The sequence below is a fragment of the Leisingera aquimarina DSM 24565 genome, from assembly GCF_000473165.1.
Lineage (GTDB): Bacteria > Pseudomonadota > Alphaproteobacteria > Rhodobacterales > Rhodobacteraceae > Leisingera > Leisingera aquimarina.
Map to the genome: position 1 here is coordinate 1,764,315 of NZ_KI421504.1, position 21,296 is coordinate 1,785,610.

The 21,296-nt window shown below is 61.5% G+C and carries 18 protein-coding genes and 1 pseudogene; 10 read left to right on the top strand and 9 right to left on the bottom strand.

The features are described from left to right. Positions 1–73: 73 nt before the first annotated feature. On the bottom strand, positions 74–1,186 hold the full coding sequence (locus AQUI_RS0112785; protein ID WP_027257862.1) for an S-(hydroxymethyl)glutathione dehydrogenase/class III alcohol dehydrogenase: 1,113 nt from the start codon (positions 1,184–1,186) through the stop codon (positions 74–76). Between the two features lie 356 nt (positions 1,187–1,542). Here AQUI_RS0112785 and AQUI_RS0112790 point away from each other — a divergent pair, with 356 nt between their 5' ends. Both AQUI_RS0112790 and cueR read left to right on the top strand, forming a co-directional pair. After that, on the top strand, positions 1,543–4,050 hold the full coding sequence (locus AQUI_RS0112790; RefSeq protein WP_027257863.1) for a heavy metal translocating P-type ATPase: 2,508 nt from the start codon (positions 1,543–1,545) through the stop codon (positions 4,048–4,050). Next, positions 4,047–4,436, top strand: a complete 390-nt coding sequence (gene cueR / locus AQUI_RS0112795) for a Cu(I)-responsive transcriptional regulator (RefSeq protein WP_027257864.1) — start codon at positions 4,047–4,049, stop codon at positions 4,434–4,436. The genes AQUI_RS0112790 and cueR overlap by 4 nt, the downstream gene beginning before the upstream one ends. Before the next feature lie 105 nt (positions 4,437–4,541). Here the strand turns inward: cueR and AQUI_RS0112800 are convergent, their stop codons facing one another. The 4 genes from AQUI_RS0112800 to pcaC form a co-directional block, all read right to left on the bottom strand. Further along, positions 4,542–5,372: a 3-oxoadipate:acetyl-CoA acetyltransferase gene (locus AQUI_RS0112800; RefSeq protein ID WP_027257865.1), complete on the bottom strand. Its 831-nt coding sequence runs from the start codon at positions 5,370–5,372 to the stop codon at positions 4,542–4,544. 12 nt (positions 5,373–5,384) lie between these two features. Then, positions 5,385–6,005, bottom strand: a complete 621-nt coding sequence (gene pcaG / locus AQUI_RS0112805; RefSeq protein WP_027257866.1) for a protocatechuate 3,4-dioxygenase subunit alpha — start codon at positions 6,003–6,005, stop codon at positions 5,385–5,387. Positions 6,006–6,066: 61 nt separating this feature from the next. Continuing rightward, on the bottom strand, positions 6,067–6,804 hold the full coding sequence (pcaH, locus tag AQUI_RS0112810; protein WP_027257867.1) for a protocatechuate 3,4-dioxygenase subunit beta: 738 nt from the start codon (positions 6,802–6,804) through the stop codon (positions 6,067–6,069). Next, positions 6,801–7,199 carry a 4-carboxymuconolactone decarboxylase gene (gene pcaC, locus AQUI_RS0112815; RefSeq protein WP_027257868.1) on the bottom strand — a complete coding sequence of 133 codons (399 nt, stop codon included), beginning with the start codon at positions 7,197–7,199 and terminating at the stop codon, positions 6,801–6,803. The genes pcaH and pcaC overlap by 4 nt, the downstream gene beginning before the upstream one ends. A 106-nt stretch (positions 7,200–7,305) precedes the next feature. Between pcaC and pcaQ the strand changes: the two genes are divergently transcribed. From pcaQ to AQUI_RS0112850, 6 genes and pseudogenes are all read left to right on the top strand, one after another. After that, complete coding sequence (gene pcaQ, locus AQUI_RS0112820) at positions 7,306–8,214, top strand: pca operon transcription factor PcaQ (RefSeq protein WP_483805410.1); 909 nt, start codon at positions 7,306–7,308, stop codon at positions 8,212–8,214. Positions 8,215–8,342: 128 nt separating this feature from the next. Further along, on the top strand, positions 8,343–9,254 hold the full coding sequence (locus AQUI_RS0112825) for an MBL fold metallo-hydrolase (protein WP_027257870.1): 912 nt from the start codon (positions 8,343–8,345) through the stop codon (positions 9,252–9,254). 315 nt (positions 9,255–9,569) lie between these two features. Then, positions 9,570–10,594 (top strand): annotated as a pseudogene (locus tag AQUI_RS29965) (IS5 family transposase). Positions 10,595–10,775: 181 nt separating this feature from the next. After that, entirely contained in the window at positions 10,776–12,434 is a 1,659-nt protein-coding gene (locus AQUI_RS0112840) for a transcriptional regulator (protein WP_027257872.1), read from the top strand. Between the two features lie 153 nt (positions 12,435–12,587). After that, the gene (locus AQUI_RS0112845) at positions 12,588–13,046 is read left to right on the top strand and encodes a hypothetical protein (RefSeq protein ID WP_156916821.1); all 459 of its coding nucleotides are present in this window, start codon (positions 12,588–12,590) and stop codon (positions 13,044–13,046) included. Positions 13,047–13,278: 232 nt separating this feature from the next. Beyond that, complete coding sequence (locus tag AQUI_RS0112850) at positions 13,279–15,924, top strand: methyl-accepting chemotaxis protein (RefSeq protein ID WP_035919950.1); 2,646 nt, start codon at positions 13,279–13,281, stop codon at positions 15,922–15,924. 44 nt (positions 15,925–15,968) lie between these two features. On the opposite strand, the gene AQUI_RS0112855 is transcribed toward AQUI_RS0112850, so the two are convergent. The 4 genes from AQUI_RS0112855 to AQUI_RS0112870 form a co-directional block, all read right to left on the bottom strand. After that, positions 15,969–16,904, bottom strand: coding sequence for a glycosyltransferase (locus tag AQUI_RS0112855; RefSeq protein ID WP_027257875.1), 936 nt, complete (start codon positions 16,902–16,904; stop codon positions 15,969–15,971). 62 nt (positions 16,905–16,966) lie between these two features. After that, entirely contained in the window at positions 16,967–17,908 is a 942-nt protein-coding gene (locus AQUI_RS0112860; RefSeq protein WP_245596915.1) for a GNAT family N-acetyltransferase, read from the bottom strand. Positions 17,909–17,911: 3 nt separating this feature from the next. Then, positions 17,912–18,838 (bottom strand): hypothetical protein, encoded by a 927-nt coding sequence (locus AQUI_RS0112865; RefSeq protein ID WP_027257877.1) that lies wholly within the window; start codon positions 18,836–18,838, stop codon positions 17,912–17,914. Between the two features lies 1 nt (position 18,839). After that, on the bottom strand, positions 18,840–19,514 hold the full coding sequence (locus AQUI_RS0112870; RefSeq protein WP_027257878.1) for an acetyltransferase: 675 nt from the start codon (positions 19,512–19,514) through the stop codon (positions 18,840–18,842). Between the two features lie 109 nt (positions 19,515–19,623). Between AQUI_RS0112870 and AQUI_RS0112875 the strand changes: the two genes are divergently transcribed. Together AQUI_RS0112875 and AQUI_RS0112880 are read left to right on the top strand one after the other, a co-directional pair. Then, the gene (locus AQUI_RS0112875; protein ID WP_027257879.1) at positions 19,624–20,034 is read left to right on the top strand and encodes a sugar 3,4-ketoisomerase; all 411 of its coding nucleotides are present in this window, start codon (positions 19,624–19,626) and stop codon (positions 20,032–20,034) included. Next, positions 20,031–21,128 (top strand): DegT/DnrJ/EryC1/StrS family aminotransferase, encoded by a 1,098-nt coding sequence (locus AQUI_RS0112880; RefSeq protein WP_027257880.1) that lies wholly within the window; start codon positions 20,031–20,033, stop codon positions 21,126–21,128. Before AQUI_RS0112875 ends, AQUI_RS0112880 begins: the two co-directional genes overlap by 4 nt. The last annotated feature ends 168 nt before the right edge of the window (positions 21,129–21,296 follow it).

Consider the following 21,296-nt stretch of genomic DNA (forward strand, 5'->3'; position numbering starts at 1 on the left):
TTTCTGCCTGGCCGCAGAAATGAAAACGCAGGCCCAGGGGCCTGCGTTTTGCTGTTTGCGATCTGGAAAGGGATTAGAATTCCACCACGGCGCGGATGGATTTGCCCTCGTGCATCAGTTCGAAGCCTTCGTTGATCTGATCCAGGGTCAGCTTGTGGGTGATCATCGGGTCGATCTCGATCTTGCCGTCCATGTACCAGTCGACGATCTTGGGCACGTCGGTGCGGCCCGAAGCGCCGCCGAACGCGGTGCCGCGCCAGGAACGGCCGGTGACCAGCTGGAACGGGCGGGTGGAAATCTCGGCACCGGCGGGCGCAACGCCGATGATGATCGATTCACCCCAGCCCTTATGCGCCGCTTCCAAAGCGGTGCGCATGACGTTGACGTTGCCGGTTGCGTCAAAGGTGTAATCGGCACCGCCGCCGGTCACTTCGACCAGATGCGCCACCAAGTCGCCCTCGACCTCAGCCGGGTTGACGAAATCCGTCATGCCGAACTTGGTGGCCATCTCGACCTTGCCGGGGTTCAAATCAACACCGACGATCTGGTCCGCACCGGCCAGGCGCAGGCCCTGGATCACGTTGAGCCCAATGCCGCCGAGGCCAAACACGATGGCGCGCGAGCCGATTTCCACCTTGGCGGTGTTGATCACTGCGCCGATGCCGGTGGTGACGCCGCAGCCGATGTAGCAGACCTTGTCGAAGGGCGCGTCCTCACGGATTTTCGCCAGTGCGATTTCCGGAACCACGGTGTGGTTCGCAAAGGTCGAGCAGCCCATGTAGTGGTGGATCGGGGTGCCGTCTTGCATCGAGAACCGGGTGGTGCCGTCGGGCAAGAGGCCCGCGCCCTGGGTTGAGCGGATCGCCTGGCAAAGGTTGGTTTTCGGGTTGAGGCAATAGTCGCACTCGCGGCACTCGGGCGTATAAAGCGGAATGACATGATCACCGGGCTTCAGGCTGGTGACGCCTTCGCCAACCTCAATCACGACGCCAGCGCCCTCATGACCCAGGATCGCCGGGAAAATGCCTTCGGGATCATCGCCCGAACGGGTGAATTCGTCGGTGTGGCATAGGCCGGTAGCCTTGATTTCCACCAGAACCTCGCCCGCTTTCGGGCCTTCGAGGTTCACTTCCATGATTTCCAGCGGTTTGCCGGGGGCAACCGCAACGGCGGCGCGGGTCTTGATCATGTGACTTGTCCTTCGTCCAAATTCTCCGGGGCCGGGCCGCCGCGAAGCGGGTCCGGTTGAATGCGCAGCCAGCGGCAGGGCCGCGGGCCTGAATGACCCAGCGTTACATTTACAGGCTGGCGCACGCAAGCATTGCCTCGGCACCCTATCAGGAGCAGGATGCCGGGCTTTGCCCTGAATGCGACAGCTGGCCAACGGTCCGCGCCATTCCTCTGTGATGAAAAACTGCTGATTTCCAGCAGCTTGCCAGAAAGGTTCCGCCTATGGGAGGGAAACTGAATGCCGCCCCTTGACCTTCCCCTGACCGGAACCCTCATATCCCATGTTAAAGGACCAGAACCGGCGGGACTCCTATGTCAGACACGATCCAATTTTCCTTACATATCACCGGCCTCAGCTGTGCAGGCTGCGCCGGGCGGGCAGAGCGCGCGCTGGCCGCGGTCGAGGGGGTTCAATCGGCCTCCGTGAACCTTGCCAATGCCACCGGCCAGGTAGAGGCCGCTGCAGATGTGGCGCTGACGGACCTGACCGGCGCCTTGGCCTCTGCGGGTTATCCAGCGGCACAGGCGCAAGCTTCCCTGGTGCTCAGCGGCATGAGCTGCGCGTCCTGCGCGGGCCGGGTGGAGCGTGCGCTGCTGGCGGTGCCGGGAGTGCTGTCGGCCAGCGTGAACATGGCGAATGAGACGGCCCAGGTCCGGTATTTAACCGGCATGGCCCGCGCTGCCGATCTCGCCCGCACGGTGACGGATACCGGCTATCCGGCCCGTCTCAGCGGCGCGGCGGAGGATGAAGCGGAGCAGGCCAGCCGGCGCAAGGCGGATGAGATGTCCGCATTGGGCCGCCAGGTGCTGATCGCCGCACTGCTGACACTGCCGGTGTTCCTAATCGAAATGGGCGGCCACATGATCCCGGCGCTGCACCATTGGGTGGCGGCAAACATCGGTGTGCAGAACAGCTACTTGTTGCAGTTTGCCTTGACCACCCTTGTGTTGGCGGGTCCGGGGCGGCAGTTCTACACCAAAGGGTTCCCAGCGCTGTTCCGGGGCGCCCCTGACATGAGCGCGCTGGTGGCCCTGGGTACCTCCGCGGCCTATGGATTTTCGGTGATCTCCACCTTCGCGCCGCGGCTGCTGCCTGCGGGCACGGCCAATGTCTATTACGAGGCTGCGGCGGTCATCGTGGTGCTGATCCTGACGGGACGCTTTCTGGAAGCCCGCGCTAAAGGCCGCACCGGTGCCGCGATCCGCAAGCTGGCCGGGTTGCAGCCAAAGACCGCAATGGTGGTCTCAGCCGGTGATGCCAATGAGATCCCGGTGGAGGAGATCGGCACCGGCGACCTGATCCGGGTCCGCCCGGGCGAGCGGGTCGCGGTGGATGGCGAGATCACCTCCGGCAATTCCTACGTCGATGAAAGCATGATTTCCGGCGAGCCGGTGCCGGTTTCCAAGTCCCGCGGCGATGAGGTGACGGCAGGCACCATCAATGGCAACGCGGCGCTGGAATTCCGCGCTACCCGCGTCGGGCGCGACACCGTGCTGGCGCAGATCATCCGCATGGTGGAGCAGGCGCAAGGAGTGAAGCTGCCAGTGCAGGGGCTGGTCGACCGGATCACCCTGTGGTTCGTGCCCGCGGTGATCGCGGTTGCGGCGCTGACCGTGCTGGCCTGGTCTGTTTTCGGCCCGGCGCCGTCACTGCCTCTGGCGCTGGTGGCCGGTGTCTCTGTGCTGATCATCGCCTGCCCCTGCGCCATGGGGCTGGCCACGCCGACCTCGATCATGGTGGGTATCGGCCGCGCTGCGCAGATGGGGGTGCTGTTCCGCAAGGGCGACGCGCTGCAGAAGCTGCAGAAGGTTAAGGTGGTGGCGCTCGACAAGACCGGCACCCTGACCGAGGGCCGCCCGGCGCTGACCGAGCTGATCTGCGCCGAGGGCTTCACCCGCGACGAGGTGCTGCGCCTGACCGGCGCGGCGGAGGCGCAGTCCGAACATCCCATTGCCCGCGCCATCACGGCGGCGGCGGGCAAGAGATTGCCCAAGGCAGACGCCTTTGAGGCGGTTCCAGGCTATGGCCTGCGGGCAGAGGTCGAGGGGCACCTGGTACTGGCAGGTGCCGCCAGGCTGATGGCGCGCGAAGGCATTGCGCTTGGCGCGCTGGAGGCAGAAGGCGCGCGATTGGCCGAACGCGGAGAAACGCCGCTTTATGCTGCTATTGACGGCCAGCTTGCGGCGGTGATTGCGGTGGCGGACCCGATCAAGCCGGGCACCCATGCAGCAATCAGGGCGTTTCACGATCAGGGGTTGAAGGTGGCCATGATCACCGGTGATGCGGCGGCCACGGCGCAGGCAATTGCCGCGCGGCTGGGCATTGATGCGGTGAAGGCCGAATGCCTGCCTGCGGACAAGGTTAAGGCGCTGCAGGAGCTGCAGGCGGAGCACGGCACGCTGGCTTTTGTAGGCGATGGCATCAACGATGCCCCGGCGCTGGCAGCAGCGGATGCGGGTATTGCCATCGGCACCGGTACGGATGTCGCGATTGAAGCGGCGGATGTGGTGCTGGTTTCGGGCGATTTGCGCGGGGTGGTGAATGCGCTGACCGTCAGCTGCGCCACCATACGCAACATCCGCCAGAACCTGGGCTGGGCCTTTGGCTATAATGTGCTGCTGGTGCCGGTGGCGGCAGGTGTGCTCTATCCCCTTGGCGGGCCGCTTCTGTCGCCGGCATTGGCGGCGGGTGCCATGGCGCTGTCGAGTGTCTTTGTGCTGTCGAACGCGCTGCGCTTGCGCCGCCTGAAACCGGCCATAGATGAGGGTCAGGCCGCACCGGCACCCAAGGCAGACATCAAGCAGGAGGCACGCGCATGAATATCGGGGACGTATCCAGCCGCTCGGGCCTGCCCGCCAAGACCATCCGCTATTACGAGGACATCGGTCTGATCAAGCCGCACCGCAGCGCCAATGGCTATCGCTGTTTTGCCAAGACCGACCTGCACAAGCTGGCGTTTCTAGGCCGCGCCCGGGCGCTAGGCTTTACCATCGAGGACTGCCGCACCCTGATGGCGCTTTACGAGGATGAAAGCCGCGCCAGCGCCGATGTGAAACAGCTGGCGCTGGAGCATCTCAGCAAGATCGAGGAGAAGATCGCCGACTTGCAAGCGATGCGCGACACGCTGGGCGAACTGGTCAAAGGCTGCGCAGGCGACAACCGCCCGGATTGCCCGATCCTGAAGGATTTGTCAGGAGAAGAATGAGCATACCGTATGGGGCAGGGAAGCTCCCGCGCCCGCGGCTGCCCTGACGGGCGGCCTGGCAGGCTTGGGCCTGGCTTCGGGCCTTGCGGCCCGAAGCCGGCACCCTCAGGCAGGGCGCAGCTCCAGGATTCTTCGGGCCTGCTGCCAAGTGGCGACAGGACGTTCGTGTTTTTCGCAAAGCTCTGCCGCGCGTTTCACCAGCGCGGCGTTGGAAGGGGCCAGCGTCTCGCGGTCCAACCGCATGTTGTCCTCCAGCCCGGTCCGGGTGTGGCCGCCCGCCGCGATCGACCATTCGTTGACCAGGATCTGCCCAGGCCCGACACCAGCGCCGCACCACTGGGCCTCCGGTGCCAGCCGCTGTATGGTCCTGACGTAGTAATCGAACACGTCCTTATCCACGGGCATCGCGTTCTTCACCCCCATCACGAATTGCACATAGAGGGTGCCGGGAATGCGGCCCTCGCGGTTCATCTTCACCGCCTGGTGGATATGCGACAAGTCAAAGGCCTCGATTTCGGGCTTCACGTCGTGAGCGCGCATCTCCGAGGCCAGCCAGTCCACCAAATCGGGGGAATTCTCATAGACCCGGGTGGGGAAGTTGTTGGAGCCGACTGAGAGCGACGCCATGTCAGGGCGCAGCGGCAGCATGCCGCCGCGCTCGTGCCCTGCACCGGAGCGGCCGCCGGTCGACAGCTGCACGATCATGCCGGGGCAATGTTTCTGCAGTCCCTCCATCAGCCGCGCGAACCTTTCCGGGTCAGAGGTCGGTGTCTGGTCGTCGTTCCTCACATGGCAATGGGCAATCGAAGCACCGGCCTCAAACGCTTCCTGGGTGCTTTCGATCTGTTCCGCAATGGTGACGGGCACCGCCGGGTTGTTTTCCTTGGTCGGGACCGAGCCGGTGATGGCAACGCAGATGATGCAGGGTTTGCTCATGATTGATCCCCTTCAGATGTCAAAAAAAACGGTTTCACCTTCGCCCTGCAGGCGGATGTCCAAGCGGTAGACGGACTTGCCGTTCTGTGCGCTGTGCTTGGCGATCAGGGTCTGGCGGCGGCTCTCCCATTCTATCACGTTCAGCACAGGATCGGCCGCATTGGCCTCACCCTCATCCTCGAAATAGATCCGGGTGTTCAGCCCCACATTGATGCCGCGTGCCACAATCCACAGGCTGATGTGCGGTGCCATCCTTTGGCTGTTGCGGCCCATCACCGGCCCAGGTTTCACGGTGTCAAAACCCCATTCTCCAGTCTCGAAACCGGTAGTGACCCGGCCCCAGCCGCGGAAACCGTCCTCCACCGTGCCGGCATGTTCCGGGTGGGCATAGATACCGTCCGCATTGGCCTGCCACGCTTCCAGCAGCACATCCTTGACTGGTGAGCCGGTGCCGTCGGTCACGACACCCTCAACCCGGATGCGCTCACCCTTGGCGTTGGGACCGGCAATGTCGCGTCCAAGCTCCTGATCGTAGATCTCAAACCCCGCGGCACCGGGCGCGAGGCCGATGTGGACGTAGGGGCCGGCGGTTTGCGAGGGGGTTTCCTTTAGATATCCAAGCTTCTGGCGCATAACATTCTCCTTGCCGCATTTCCGAACCGGAAAACCGGATTCCACTTTTCCTGGAAATGCTTCAGTTCCCCTCCAGCCGGTTCTCAAACAGCGTGGACCGCCGCCCGCGCAGCACGATGTCAAAGCGGTAGGCGATGGTGTCCAGCGGGATGGTCGCATTCATGTCGAGCCGGGCAATCAGCATCTCCACCGCTTCCGGGTCCGGTATGGTGTTCACAATCGGGCAGCGGGCAATCAGCGGGTCGCCCTCGAAGTAGAGCTGGGTGATCATCCGCTGGGCAAAACCGGTGCCAAAGACCGAGACATGGATATGCGCGGGCCGCCAGTCGTTCACCCGGTTGCGCCAGGGGTAGGCGCCGGGTTTCACGGTACGGAAATGATAGCAGCCGTTTTCATCCGTCAGCGTCCGGCCGCAGCCGCCGAAATTCGCATCCAGCGACCCTAGGTAGCTGTCCTTCTTGTGCCGGTAACGGCCGGAGGCATTGGCCTGCCAGATTTCCACCAGCGTATTCGGCACCGGCCGGGCGTTTTCATCCAGCACCCGGCCATGCACGATAATCCGCTCGCCGATCGGGCTTTCTCCGGGTTGGGCAAAGTTGGTCAGCAGGTCATTGTCGGCGGTGGCGATGTCGTTGTGGCCGAACACTGGGCCGGTGATCTCGCTGGCGGTGTTCTCCAGGCTGATCAGCGGAAGCTGCGGCGAGCGGGTGACCGAGGTCTTGTAATCTTGCGACAGCGCGGGCGGATGCCAGCGGCGGTCGCGCTGGTAGAACTCCCCCTGTTTCGGCGGTGTGCTCATGCGGTTCTCCCTTCCTCAGCGGCCATTTCGGCATAGGTTTCCTTGGCCAGCTTCAGCGCACGGTTTGCCCGCGGCACCCCGGCATAGATGGCGGCATGCTGGAAGGCTTCAATCACGTCCTTCTGGCTGGCACCGGTGCGGACGGTGGCGCGGATGTGCATCGGAATTTCGTCGAAATTCCCAGTGGCAGCCAGCAGCGCCAGTGTCAGCATCGACCGTTCCCGCAGTGAAATTCGGTCAGAGGCCCAGACCGTGCCCCAGGCAGCTTCGGTGATCAGCTCCTGAAAGGGGGCGTCCAGCGCTGTTTTGGCGGTCTCTGCGCGCTCTACGTGGGCGTCGCCAAGCACCTTGCGCCTGATCTGCATGCCTTGGCTGTATCGGTCTTGCTGCGTCATCCTGGTCTCCCCGTGCTGGATAAAGTATCGCATGCCGGGGATGATCTGTATAATCTTGATTGACACATGAAATCATAACCGGACTGGTATGCGGCTATCGTCTTCATTGAAACTGCGTCATCTTGAGGTGTTCGTCGAAGTGGCCCGCAAGATGAGCGTCACCCAGGCGGCCGGGGCCTTGGGCATGACCCAGCCCGCGGTGACACGGGCGCTGCGCGAACTGGAGGAAGTTTGCGGCAAGCCGCTGGTCGAAAAGCATGGCCGGGGTATCCGGCTCAGCGGATATGGCGAGCTGTTCCGGGATCATGCCGGGCGCAGCCTGGCGCTGGCTCGTGACGGAGTGGCGCTGTTGCGCGGCCTGGATGAGGCAGACGGACCACTGGTTGCCATTGGCGCACTTCCCACCGTCGCCGCCGATCTGGTCCCTGACACGCTGGCGCAACTGCGTGGCGGCGGCGCGCCGGGGCGGTTCATGGTGATGTCCGGGGGTAATCAGTACCTGATCGACCAGCTGCGCCGGGGCGGGCTGGATGTGGTGGTTGGCAGGATGCCTGCGCCGGAAGCCATGGCGGGCGTGGAATTCGACCCGCTGTACCGCGAGCGGGTGGCCGTCGTTGTCGCGCGGGACCATCCTTTGGCCGGCGCCGTGCATGTGCCGCCTTCAGCTTTTGAGGATTACCCGGTGCTGATGCCGTCTGAAGGATCGATAATCCGGCCGATGGTCGAGCGGATGTTTCTTGAGCAGGGATTGGCACTGCCCCGGTTCCCGATCGAAACCGTTTCCGCCACCTTTGGGAGGCGCTTTGTCTTGGCGCATCAGGCGATTTGGATCATCAGCCACGGTGTGGTGCGGCCGGAGCTGGAGGCTGGCAGCATGGCAGCGCTGCCCTTGAATACCGACAGCACTCTTGGCCCCGTGGGTCTGTGTGTCCGGCGGGAGCACCAGCTTTCGGCTGCAGCCCAGCGGTTTTGTGCGGCCCTGCGCAGGGCTTGCACCGCGCTGGAGCTGGTTTAGGAACCGCCTGTATTCCGGCACGCCGGGTTGCGGCATTGCCGTGTGTTTCCCTTACTGCCGTCATGAAGTAATATTCACCAAACATTATTTGTGCATTTGATTGCGCGGCGATACGGGAAGGAAACGGTATGGAGTTCACCAGGCGTGAATTTGGGTTGTCGGCTGCAGTGGGGCTGGCGGCTGCTGCTGTCCCCGGCTGGGCTTCGGCGCGGATCACTTTGGGCAATAAGCGGATTGAGACGGTTTCAGACGGGTATCTCACTTTGCCGCCGGAGTTTCTGTTTGACGGGCTTGAGCCGGATGCTTTGCAACAAGCGTTGAAACAGTACGGGCTTGCAGCCGGGCCGCTGACGCCGGAGGTGAATGTAACCTTGCTGCGCGCAGAGGGCCGAGTCGTTCTGTTCGATGCCGGCGCCGGGCCGGGGTTTCAGGATAGTGCCGGAAATCTGCCCGGCGCGCTGGATGTTCTTGGCGTCACGCCTGACGAGGTGACGCATGTGGTCTTTACACATTGCCATCCGGATCACCTGTGGGGGGTGCTGGATGATTTTGACGATCTGTTGTTCCCTGGCGCAGACTATCTGATGGGGCAGAAAGAATGGGATTACTGGTTCGACCCGCAGACTGCAGACAGGATTGGCAGCAGCAGGACGGCCATGGCCATTGGGGCCCTGCGCAGGATGGAGCGGCTGGAAGACAAGGTGCAGCTTTTCCGGGACGGCGAGGAGATCCTGCCTGGAGTCGCAGCTCATGCCACGCCAGGCCACACGCCGGGGCATATGTCATTTGAAGTCAGGGATGGCAGTAACAGTGTCCTGGTTCTAGGGGATGCAGTGGGTAATCATCATGTAAGCTTTGCTGACCCTGGCAGGCCGGTTGGTGCCGACCAAGAGCCGCAAACGGCTGCTGTGGCACGTATGCGTTTGCTGGACCGGCTTGCCGCCGAACAAATGCAGTTGATCGGCTATCATCTGCCCGGCGGCGGTATCGGGCGGGCGGAGCGCATTGGCAGCGGCTACCGCTTTGTACCTGCGGTTTAGGGGCGGATATCAAGACAACACAGGCCGAAGGCTTGATTTTCGATGCTGGCAGACAGCCCCGCTGTTCTGCTTGGGTAGTGAATTACAGTTTTTGCGTGTGCGTCCGCTCTTCTTAGCGGATCAGGTCATGGTTGTTGCAAAGGACCTGCATAGCTTCACTAAATCAGGTTGCTCCAAGCAGTCAGCTTACTGTGCCGTGTCGTTCGGGCGATAGTGTTAGCCCTCAGACGCACTCGATGGCTGTCAGGTGGCGTTGTTGCAGAACTCTGACTTCTGAGGATTCACATCAGGAATCCATGCGCTTGCACGGTCCGCATGAGCAAACCATCCCCTCCCGCGATCGCACAACGAACTGGTCCAGCCTCAACGCCGCGTTGCGCAAGCGGGGCTCGCTGCTGATCTGGGTGGACAAGGACATGACTTGGCGCGCGCCGCAGGAATGCCGCCCGGCCCCCCCTGCGGTCTTTTCCGACGCGGCGATCCAGTTCTGCCTGTCGATCAAAGCGCTGTTCAAGCTACTCTTGCGGCAGACCGCCGGGATGGCGTCGAACCTGCTCCGGCTGGCAGGTCCGGATTGGCCCGTGCCCGGCTCCTCCACCCTCTGCCGCAGGCAGAAGACACTGGCGGTGCAGATCCCGTATCGCCGCATGGACGGCCCGCTCAACCTGCTGGTCCCCTCTCGGGGCATCACTCTGTGATGCCCTGCCGGGCAATGGACAGCACCGGGATCAAGTTGCTTGGGGATGGCGAATGGCAGGCCCGCAAGCACGGGGTGCAGGGCCGCCGCCAATCCCTGCCCGGCAGTTGATTGCAAAGCAATCAATGAGAGGGGCGCAAGGTGCATCTGGCCATGGACACGGCGACCTCCGGCATGCGCGCTGTGGAATTCACTCCAAGCCGCGACGGCGACAGCCCTGTGCTGCCGGCCTGTGCTGCCCGACCTGCTCGGTCAGATCCCCGAGGCCGAGCAGATCGGCACCGTGACCGCTGACCGGGCATATGACACGCGCCGCGGCCACACCGCCATCATCGGCCGGCAAGCCACCCCGGTCATCCCGATCCGCAAGAACGGGCCCGCGCGGAAAGAGGATTGCCCGGCTGCGCGGGTCCGCAACGAGACACTGCGTGCCACCCGCCACTACGGCCGGGCGTTCTGGAAGCGCTGGACCGGATACCACGCCCGAAGCCGCATCGAAGCCAAGATGCGCTGCCTCAAGGCTTTCAGCGAGCCCATCGCCGCAAGAGACCCCGAGCGCCAGACCGCCGAGATCCACATTCGCATCGCTCTTATGAACCGCTGCCACGCGCTCGGCACCGACGAGACCGTCCGCGTGGCATGAAGTCAGTGGGGAAAGGGGAAGTCACACCTCACGTGTGAGTTCTGCAACAATGCTCTGTCAGGTGTTGCTTTTGAAGTGAATTGCGAAAAAATGCAATCAGTAATTGCAAAATATATTGTCGTAATGCAATGTAACGTTACTTTAATTTCAAGTGCGACACGGATTATTGTGGGGTTAACGGATGATTGTCTTTCTAAAGATATGCCGGTTTGGCGCGTTTGGCGTCTTTCACGCAGATGGAGCCAATGTTCAACTTGGGGCGAAACATCAGGCGCTGCTGGCGCTTTTGTCCTCTGCTGACGGCGGGATCCGCACGCGGGCGTTTCTGGAGAAGACACTGTGGTGCCTGGCGCAGCCCGAACAGGCAAAGGCAAGCCTGCGGACAGCCTTGTCGACGTTGCGCCGGCATCTGGGCCCCGAAGCGGCCAAGCTGCTATATGCAAACCGAGAGCGGGTTATCCTCGACCTGACCAGGGTGGAGTTGGACAGTTGCGCGGGCAATGCGAATTTCATGGAAGGGTTTGAACTGCCTCATGAGACCGCTTTTAACGCTTGGCTGAGCGAAGCCCGGGCGGAATTCGCCCGCGGCGCTGCCCGGCCTGGACCGCAGGCGGGAGCATCGCCAGGCCGTGTTATCCTGGATGGGCTGCTGCCTTCCATTGCGGTGCTGCCCTTTGTGCATCGTGCCCCGGGCGACTCGGTTGTGCCGCTGGGAGGGCTGATGTCTGAAGAATTGTCACGGTACTTGTCGCGCAGCTGGGCGTTTTCGGTCACCTCATATCTGGCATCGCGCCAGTTTGATCCGGAAACAGTGCGTCCAGCCGAAGTGTCTTCTGTCGCGGGCGTTGACTACTTGGTGTCGGGCACGGTCAGCTGCGACGGCAACCGGTTCCGGGTTGAGATCGATCTGCATGATGCAGTCCGCGAAAAAGTGATCTGGTCGCGCAGTTTCGAGGGCAGCAAAGGCAGCCTGATGGAGGGCCGCAGCGCCGTGCTGCGCAATGCCACTCAGCAAATCGGACAGACCGCCGCGGGCGAAGCTGTCCGGCTGGCGGGTTTCAAGCCGCTGTCCACCCTGGAAAGCCATACCCTGTTGATGGCGGCGATTTCTCTGATGCAGGAAATGGACGCGCGCAAATTCCAGCAAGCACATGAAATCCTGTCGCATCTGCTTGAACGGGAGCCAAAGCATGTGCTGCCGCTGACTTGGATGGGATTTTGGCATGTGATGCGGGTTGAAAAGGGGTTGTCTCCGAACCGTGGAGAGGACAGCCGCCTGGCCAGCCGGATGGCAGAGGCCGCGATCGAAGCTGCGCCGGGCTTCTCGTTGGCTCATACGCTCAAGGGCCTTATTTCCAGCCATCTGACGTTCCGCTTCGATCTGGCGCAGGACGCCTATGATCTGGCGCTGCGCGACAATCCGAACGAGGCGTTGGCGCTGCTGCTGAAAGGGGCGACACTGGCCTATCAGGATATGCCGGATGAAGCGGTGCAAATGACCGACGCGGCCCGGCGGCTGACGCCTCTGGGGCCGCAGCGGTACTATTTTGATGCGCTCTCAGCGCTGGCGTATTTGTCTGCCCGTAACTTTGGCCGTGCGATTGAACTTTCTGAACGGTCGCTGGAAGCCAAGGGGGCCTTCCCGGTGCCGTTGCGTTCCAAGGCGATCGCCCTGCAAATGTCCGGTCGGGGCGCTGAAGCCCGCAGCACAGTCCAAAGGCTGCTTGAGGCGGCGCCGGAATTCTGCCTGTCGCAGTTTCAGCGTGACAATCCTGCAGCGATGAGCCCGGCGGGACGGGAATGGGCTTCCGCCTTGCGGCAAGCGGGCGTGCCGGAATAGCCGGTCAAGCGACTGTGCAAAAGCCACGGTGACGCAGTGTAACCTGTATTCCGAAAACATCTTTTGTGCGGGAAGCGGCTGTGCGTGCTAGGCTTTACCGGAACCAGCAGCAAATCGGGCAGTTTGGCCCTGAACCAAGGTCAAGGAGGCGGCGTGCCAGAGAACCTGTCTTTTGAACGCCGGTTTTCGGAATACGGCCCGGGTGTGCAGCCCGAAGAGCGGACACAAGAGATCCTGGATGTTGTTGAGGATTTCATGCACCGCTGGGGCTATTCGGTGCAAAACCTTATCGGTGCCGACTTGACGGTCGAGCATCTGGGCGGCGGGCCGAGCGAAGTGCCGGATCTGATCTTCAGAATGGCTGCGCTGGATTATTTCGAGATTGTCATCCGCAGCGGCAGCGGGACCGTCAGTTACGGCGGCTGGCTGACAGGCACTTTGCCGGTTACGGTGTCCGGCGAGCAAGTGAATGGCCGTCCGGTTCTGCTGACCACTTGCCGCGAGGGCGGGCAGATCCGGCATATCTTTGATCCGCTTTCCGGTTACCGGCCTGTCACCGAAGCCACAAATTTGCCTCTGCATGCGGCGCGCCGTCTCTCCGGAGAGACCTGACCGGTAAAGGTGAAACGGCCTTCGGTTTTTGCCAGTCTCTAAAATCCAACAGATTTCCCGATTGCCGCTCATGTTTTTTTTACGTTCTTGCGGCCCTTTTGTTTGGGAGACGCGGGCAGCTGTGCGGCAGCGGTCCTGCACCATTGAATGCCTGGCCTGCCGATAACGGCGGCGGGGCCGGAAGCTTGTCCGGTCTTGGCACGGTATATGGGCGGATGCCTTGGGTGATATTATGACTGCAAAGAAAAAACTTCCCGCCAAGCGCGGTTTCCGTTTGGTTTCCAGCATTGGCGCAAAAATCACACTGATCCTGATGGCTATGGGGGCTGCTTTAGCAGTTGGCGGTGTTCTGGTTACTCTGGTCTTTTCTCAGACCGGCCGCCAGATGGAGGTTTTGACCGAACAGAAAGTGCCCCGGCTGGAGCTGAGCGGCCGCCTTGTCAAAGCGGGAAGCCGGACAAAGGATGCTATGATCGCAGTTTTGCAGGCTGGATCAGTTGATGGCCTGGGTCAGGCCGAAAGTGAAGCGGCTGCAGCTATTGCGCATCTTGAAAACAGCCTGGCAGAATTGCCTACGGCAGAGCGGGCCATGTTTAGGCCGGAGGCTGATGCTGCCTCGGAAATGCTCAACAATCTGATCGCGGCCCGCAAAGGCGCTTTCCGCAACCAGGCCTGGATCGACTCCCAGACCGCCAGTCTGCAGACTCTTAGTCAAACGGTGCAGGAGAAGCTTGTGCAGGTCGCGTCGGAGGCCAGCGACAGTTTGATGGCAGGCGGCGAAGACACAATTGGCCAGGTCGATGAGGTGCTCAAAAACCTGGTGGAGCAACAGTTCGGCAGCTTGCAAACGCTGTTGGAGACCCGCGCTGATATCAGCATTTTGTCTGGTGCGGCTCTGGCGTTGGGCCATGTGCGCGACGTGCCCACCAAGCGGGCGCTCAAAAAGATGGCCAATGACGCTTTGAGCCGGCTGGAGCCGGTCATGGGGGGGCTAGAGGAGCTGGGCCTGGATGCATTCAGGGCCAAGAAGGTCCGCGCGGGTGTGAAACTGTTCCGCTATACACTCACCGCAAGCCGCAAGGAGCTGAAGGACAGCCGCAAGGAAGTTCTGAGCGCCCGCAACGCCAGCGTGCGCCCGCTGACCCAGGCAATGGAGCGTATGGTGTTCACCCTGTCTGTTGCGGCAACCCAAGCCAGCTCCGATAACCGGACGGCGATCCAGGGGCTGCTGGACAACCAGGTTGGCGTGCTGCAGCAGCTGCTGGAGATCAACGGCTGGATCAGCGCCTTTCAGGTGGCGGCGCTGGATGTGGCGGCCGCGCATGATATTGATGCCGCCGATGCCGCTGCTGCCCCGCTTCAGGAAGCTGCCAAGGCGCTGCAGGGGTATGCCGGTTTCAACAATGGGGTCTTTGCGCAGGAACTTAAGGACTTGGTTGGCCTTGCCGATCCGTCCGAAGGATTGCCGGTCTTCAAGGTGGCGTCGCTGGAGGCCACGGCTGCGGCTGCCGCGGCGTCGCAGGCTACTGTGGACGCGGTATTGGAATTTGCACATCACGCAACCAGTCTGGGGGCCGAAAGCCGGCTGGAGATCGCGTCCATAGCGGGCGGGCTTGCGGGTGATGTGAAGGCGGCGCAGCAACAGCTGCAGATCCTGGCGGCTGTGGCTGCAGCAGTGTTCCTGGCGTCTCTGGTTCTGACACGGATCCTTATCCTGCGCCCTCTGGCTGATATCAGCGGCACAACCGAGCGGCTGGCTGCAGGCAACTTGCGCCCTGTAACGGGGTACGACCGGTCGAGCGACGAAATCTTCCGGATTGCCACCGCGCTTTCGGTGTTTCGCGACGGGCTGGTGGAGAAGGCAGAAGTTGAGGCCGCAGCGGATGCGGAACGTGACGCCCGCCTGGCAGAGCAGACTGCGGCGGTGACGGCCATTGGCGAAGGGCTGGAGCAGCTGTCGCAAGGCGATCTGACAGCCCGGATTCGCGGGGAAATGGGTGAGGGCTATACGAAGCTGCGTGATGATTTCAATGCGGCACTGGAGAAGCTGGAGGCATCCGTCAGCAGCCTCAGCACAAGCGGCCAGTCGATTGCTGGCGGCAGCACCGAAATCTCCTCGGCCTCCCGCGATCTGTCCGAACGCTCGGAGCGTACTGCGCAGACGCTGGCAGGCACGGCTGCTGCCGTGAACCAGCTCTCGGTTTCCATTACCGGCACCGCCCAGGCCTCGGGGGAGGCGTCAGCCTCTGTTGAAGCGGCACGCGAGAATGCCAGCGCCAGTATCGAAGTGGTGAAGCGAACGTACGGCGCAATGGAAGCAATCAAGGAAAGCTCCGAAAAAATCTCACGGATCATCGGCATGATCGAGGCGATTGCCCAGCAGACCAACCTTCTGGCGCTGAATGCCGGGGTCGAGGCCGCACGCGCTGGCACTGTTGGCAAGGGCTTTGCGGTGGTGGCCTCGGAAGTGCGGACCTTGGCGCACCGGTCGAAAGAAGCCGCGACTGAAATTTCGGCTCTGGTGGATGAGGCCGGCCAGAATGTCGAACTTGGTGCGGATCTGGTTGAACAGACCCGCACGGCAATTGGTGAAATCTCCGCCTCTGTCGACAGCGCAGCAGATCTAATGAAAACTATTTCCCAGGCCTCTGCCGAGCAATCCGGCAGCCTGCAGGAGATCAATTCGGCAATGTCCAATCTTGACGATGCCACCACCCGCAATGCTGCCCTGTTCGAGGAAGTCACCTCCTCAAGCCTGGGCCTGTCCAAAGAAGCGCAGGCCATGGCCGGAGCTATCGGCGCCTTCAGGACAAATGCAGATTCAGAGGCGGTTTCAGGTAGTCTGGAACAGGAAGGTCCGTGGAGGCTGCAAGCCTGACAACTTGCGGCCTGCCGTCTGGCAGGCATTTTGGGTCTGCCCTGTTACCTGTTGCGCAGCCTGCGCATGCCTTCGCTGGCGATGCCCTGCAGCTTTGCCCCCCAACCATAGTGCCGGCTGGCCAGCACGGCGCCGATACCGTCGTAGAAATCCAGCCGTGCACGGATCTTGCCGGCAGCTTGCGTCATCTTCCTGACAACCGGAGAGCTATCTGCCAGGCCAAAGGTTGTGGCATCCGCAAGGCGCTGTTCCAAGACGGCCAGTTGCCCTTTCAGCATCCGTGCCCGGCGCTCCTGATTGGTCAGAGTGCTGATCTTCTTGGTCAACTGGGCTGAGATGCCGACGTCCTCCTTGTAGATCACCAGCTTCTCGGGAATGTAGTGCAGGCCGTCCTCCAGCAGGGCGCGGAAGCCGAGGATCAGATCCTCATAGGCGCGGTCTTTGGGGAAACCGCCGTATTTGCGATAGAGGTCTTTGTGCCATGCAGCAGTTGCCCCCAGGTAGAGCGAAAAGGCCGTGGCCGCGTCCTCAGTGCTGAAGCCCTTGTAGAACAGGGCGCGGCGGTAGGTGTTCTCACCGGGTTCTCCGTCCGGGCCGATGGTTTCCGCATCCGAATAGAGCAGTTTGGCGCCGGTTAGCCGGTGGCTGTCGATAACCCGCTGGGCGCGGTTGGGGGCATTGCGGTCATCGCCGGCGGTCCAGATCATCAGGTCGGAGGCAGCGAGGGCGATAGCATGTTCGATATGGCGGTTGACGCCCATATTGGTGTCGTTCCGACGTGCCACAATCCGGTGCGGGCCGGAATAGCTTTCGGCGAGCTGTTTGATCTTTTCAAACGTCCCGTCAGTGGAGGCATCATCCGAGATGATAATCTCGATTGGTTCGCAATCCTGGTCCAGCAAGGACTGCACTGACTCGGCAATAGTGTCTTCCTGGCAATAGGACAGCAGGATGAAACTGGCGGCGGGTCTATGTGTCATTGCATGTCCTTTAATTCTGCCGGCCGCATCCTCTGTCAGATGTCCGGACGGCAGGAGCTTCGTCAGATGAGCTGCCAGAGGTACTGCTGATACACTGTGCTGCGGGCGCCGAACATCTCTTTTTGTTTGGCCAGCCCGGTATTCAGAATCTGGCCCTGATCGGTAGTGGAAATGCCAAAGTCGAACCACGCCCTGCCGGTAAAAACAGCGTCCAGCAAGTAGTGAACAATCATGTCGACACCGCCTTTCTGGCGGCCTAGGTCAGACGAGGCGATGTATTGCACGTGAACGGTCTGGCTGCAGTCAAAGATCACCAGGGCGGAGATCATCTGATCGCCGTCAAATGCACCGAACATCCTGACCCGATCAGGAAAACGGTCCGCAAGAAGCCGGATTTCCGCCTCGCTGTGCACAGGTTGCGCATTATGCCGGTCGTCCAGAACTTGGCTAAGCAGAGCCCAGCAGGCGCTCCAATCGGTGCTTTCGCGGATTTCCAGCCCGGCCTTGCGCGCCTTGCGCAACCCGTCTTTTTTGCCGCTGCCAAAGGGCAGGCGGCGCGGTACTGCGATGGTGGCTGACACATCCGTGCGTACAACCTGCGCACCCTGCCGGAACAGCGCATAGATGTCTTCATCGGCCGGCTGGCGGTGATAGATATAGGGGATGGCTTTGTAGTTCACCTCGGTGAACCCGGCGGGGCGCAAATAGGCGGCAAGCGCCTCAAAAACCATAAGCATGCGCTCCGCACTCATCTTGGTGCCGGAAATTACCCCGCCGTAGGTCAGCCCGCCATGGGAATTCAGCGCCGTGCCATCGGCATTGGCGGGCAGCACCGCCAGCAGCTTGCCGTCTTCATGGATCATCAGAGAATGATCCTGAAAGCGGTCGGCGTGATAGTCCATGAACCCGCGTTGAAGCAGGAAGGTGCCGTTTTTCGATGCCTTCAGGAAAACATCCCAATCGGTGGCGTTTTCAGCTGCGTAGCGCTGTACCTCAATCGCCACGGTTCAATCCTCAAGCAAGGCAACACCCACGCCGGTCGCGCCCATGTTATTGCCATTGTAAAACAGATAGCTGCGGCCCTGGCGAGTGTCGATCCGCGCCGGATAGCAGGTCATCTCACCGTCCCAGGAACCTGCGGTCCCGCGCGGCAGTTCCTCGTCGCTGGTCCGGGTAAAGCTCACCCCGTCGGAAGAGATGAACCGGAAGCTGGCATACTGCTTTGACAGCGTGTCCGAGGTCGCGCGCAGTTCCCAGGATCCGTCCGGCAGCTGGTTCGCCCGCGGGCGGCCGATGCGGTATTCTTCCGGGGCGGGGGGGATAATCCGCTGCGCGGTTGCATTGTCAAAGCGCACGCCGTCTGTGCTGGTCAATGTCCAGCAGTCATATTGCGGGAACAGCCGGCCGCCGATGTCCTGCCAGCCAAAGCCGCGGGAAATCCAGGCCCGGTAAGTGCCATCGGGCAGCGCCGCAATGGAATGCAGCGCACCGATAAAAGCACCTTCAGGGCAGCGGTCGATGACCGGCGTCTGCTGCACCCGCTCAAAACTGTTGCCCCGGTCACGGCTGATGGCCAGCCCGGTGAAGGCCAGGAACTTGGCCTTCTCCACCAGCTGAAAGCCGACATAATACAGCCGCAGCTCATCCTCTGCGACTTCCAGAATGTCGCCCAGGATCATGCCGTTGTCATCGAACATGCCTGGCGCCCCCAGCCCGATCACGGGCTGTTCGGACACAGCCTTGACCTGCAAAGGATCGGAGGCATCGACGTCGATCCAGCCAATCCGGCTGATCCCCTGATCATCCCGCATCCCGCCGAACAGACGTATGGTGTCCTCGTCCCGCTGCCAGGGGCAGGGTGTCATAAAGGAATGCCTGGCCCAGTCCTGGCTTCCGTCCGGGGCAAACACCAGCCCTTTCTTGACCCAGCCCATGTTACTGTTTGATCCGGAAGTAACGGTAAGAGGACACTTTCGCAGGCTCCGCCGGGTTGCCGTTCAGGATCTGGCCCGGCGTTTCAAAGCTCTTGTTTACGGCGGCGGCCATGCCGACAAAGCTGTCCTCGCCGATTTTCACATTGTCGGCAAAGGTCGCATTGACCCCGACAAAGCTACGCGCGCCGATATCGCAATAGCCCGAGACCACCACATGCGACGCCAGGAAACAGTGTTCGCGGATCCGGGTCTGGTGGCCGATGTGATTGCCCGACCACAGGACGCAGCCGCTTTCAATTTTGACCCCGTGCTGCACAACGTTGTTTTCAAAGATGAAAACATTGTCGCCCAGCTCTGCTGTGCGCCAGACCATGGCATGAGGGCTGATGAAATTGGCCAGATTGTAGCCTTTGCTGCGGGCGATCTCGATCAGCCGCGCACGGATCCTGTTCAACTTGGTTGAAGTCACCGCCACATGCGCCTCGACCTCGGAGGCGGGAAAAACCGTCTCCACGGTTTCCAGCGCCACCACCGGCAGGCCGAATTTATCTTCCTCGTTCAGAAACTCTGCCTCCACCGCAAAACCCGCAACCTCATAGTCGCTGTCGACGGTGAAATACTCATAGGCGATGTCGGCGAATTCACCCGCACCGATGATCAGTAGCTTTTTGCTCATGGGAGGGACTCTGTCCTTGATTGAGGCGGCCCTGGCGGCCGGCGCTGCTTGCTGGTCCGGTTCAGATATGCATATACACAAGGGACATTCAAATGCGAAGGCGGTTTCCGTGCCTCTGACTGACTGCAAAATCATTGACTTGCCCAAAATCACAGACGTCCGGGGCAACCTGACTTTTGTCGAGGGCGGCAATCATATCCCCTTTGATATCAAGCGGGTGTATTACCTCTACGATGTGCCGGGCGGGGCCGATCGCGGCGAGCATGCGCATAAGGCGCTGCATCAGTTCATTATCTGCATGTCGGGCAGTTTTGATATCCTGCTGGACGACGGGGCCGAGACCAAGCGTTTCCACCTGAACCGCTCATACTACGGGCTGTATGTCTGCCCGATGATGTGGCGCTACCTTGACAACTTTTCCTCCGGGGCGGTCTGCATGGTGCTGACCTCCGAGGTGTATGACGAAGCGGACTACATCCGCGACTATGGTGAATTCAAAGCCGCCGTAGGTGCGGCATGAAGGTTCCCTTCCTCGATATCGCGGGCGCCCATGCTGAAATTCAGGATCAGCTGGAGGCAGCCGTGCTGCGGGTGGCGCGTTCGGGTTACTTTATTCTAGGCCCCGAAGTGGAGGCGTTTGAGGCGGATTTCGCCCGCTACACCGGTGCGCCGCATTGCCTGGGCACTGGCAATGGCTTGGACGCGCTGATTTTGACGCTGAAGGCAATGGGGATCGGCCCGGGCGATGAAGTGATCGTGCCCGCGAACACCTATATCGCGACTTGGCTGGCAGTCAGCTTTTGCGGTGCAGCCATTGTCCCGGTGGAACCGCTGGAAGCTACTCACAATATCGACCCGGATGCAGTGGTCGCCGCCATCACGTCCCGAACCAAGGCAATCATCCCGGTCCACCTTTATGGCCAGCCCGCCGACATGGATCCGCTGATAGAACTGGCTAGGCAGCACGGGGTGCACCTGCTGGAAGACGCGGCCCAAGCGCATGGCGCCGGATACAAGGGCAAGCGGATCGGCAGTTTTGGAGAGGCCGCTTGCTGGAGCTTTTACCCAGGCAAAAACCTCGGCGCGCTGGGGGATGGCGGTGGGTTCACCACGACCTCGCCGGAGCTGGCAGAGCGGGTCTCGATGCTGCGGAACTATGGCTCGGCAGTTAAATACGAACATGAGCTGGCGGGACAGAACAGCCGCTTGGACCCGATCCAGGCGGCGGCGCTGCAAGTGAAGCTGCAAGTGCTTGATGGCTGGAATGCCCGCCGCCAGGCAATTGCCGCCCGTTACCTGGTGGCACTGTCTGCGGCCGGACTGGTGTTGCCTGCGGTGCCAAAATGGGCGGACCCGGTCTGGCACCTCTTTGTGGTGCGCCATCCCGACCGGGATGCTTTCCGCGCCCGGCTGGAGGCTGCAGGAGTCGGGACCGTCATCCACTACCCCAAGCCGCCGCATTTGCAGAACGCCTATGCAGGGCTTGGCTATGGCAAGGGTGCGTTCCCTGTTTCCGAGACGCTGGCCACAGAAGTGATCAGCCTGCCGATCGGGCCTGCTCAGACTGACGCGCAGACCGAATATGTAATCGAACAGGTGTTGAAACTGGCGTGACCGGCCCGCCCGGTATTTTTGACGCCCGGCCCTTTGAACCTGCAAGTGTGCTTTGTCTAGGGACGAGGTCGCTGGTCAATGCATCAATAAGCGGCTGAATTTGACCGGTGCAATCCAGCAGTTGGATCAATGCCGGCGTTTTGGAAGCCTGTTGTGTGGAAATTGTAT

What these genes read in the sequence shown, in the direction of transcription:
- AQUI_RS0112855 (WP_027257875.1), bottom strand. Translation starts at nt 16,904, where the DNA reads ATGACACATAGACCCGCCGCCAGTTTCATCCTGCTGTCCTATTGCCAG.
- cueR (WP_027257864.1), top strand. Translation starts at nt 4,047, where the DNA reads ATGAATATCGGGGACGTATCCAGCCGCTCGGGCCTGCCCGCCAAGACC.
- AQUI_RS0112880 (WP_027257880.1), top strand. Translation starts at nt 20,031, where the DNA reads ATGAAGGTTCCCTTCCTCGATATCGCGGGCGCCCATGCTGAAATTCAG.
- AQUI_RS0112865 (WP_027257877.1), bottom strand. Translation starts at nt 18,838, where the DNA reads ATGGGCTGGGTCAAGAAAGGGCTGGTGTTTGCCCCGGACGGAAGCCAG.
- AQUI_RS0112790 (WP_027257863.1), top strand. Translation starts at nt 1,543, where the DNA reads ATGTCAGACACGATCCAATTTTCCTTACATATCACCGGCCTCAGCTGT.
- pcaC (WP_027257868.1), bottom strand. Translation starts at nt 7,199, where the DNA reads ATGACGCAGCAAGACCGATACAGCCAAGGCATGCAGATCAGGCGCAAG.
- AQUI_RS0112840 (WP_027257872.1), top strand. Translation starts at nt 10,776, where the DNA reads ATGATTGTCTTTCTAAAGATATGCCGGTTTGGCGCGTTTGGCGTCTTT.
- AQUI_RS0112800 (WP_027257865.1), bottom strand. Translation starts at nt 5,372, where the DNA reads ATGAGCAAACCCTGCATCATCTGCGTTGCCATCACCGGCTCGGTCCCG.
- AQUI_RS0112850 (WP_035919950.1), top strand. Translation starts at nt 13,279, where the DNA reads ATGACTGCAAAGAAAAAACTTCCCGCCAAGCGCGGTTTCCGTTTGGTT.
- pcaH (WP_027257867.1), bottom strand. Translation starts at nt 6,804, where the DNA reads ATGAGCACACCGCCGAAACAGGGGGAGTTCTACCAGCGCGACCGCCGC.
- AQUI_RS0112825 (WP_027257870.1), top strand. Translation starts at nt 8,343, where the DNA reads ATGGAGTTCACCAGGCGTGAATTTGGGTTGTCGGCTGCAGTGGGGCTG.
- AQUI_RS0112870 (WP_027257878.1), bottom strand. Translation starts at nt 19,514, where the DNA reads ATGAGCAAAAAGCTACTGATCATCGGTGCGGGTGAATTCGCCGACATC.
- pcaG (WP_027257866.1), bottom strand. Translation starts at nt 6,005, where the DNA reads ATGCGCCAGAAGCTTGGATATCTAAAGGAAACCCCCTCGCAAACCGCC.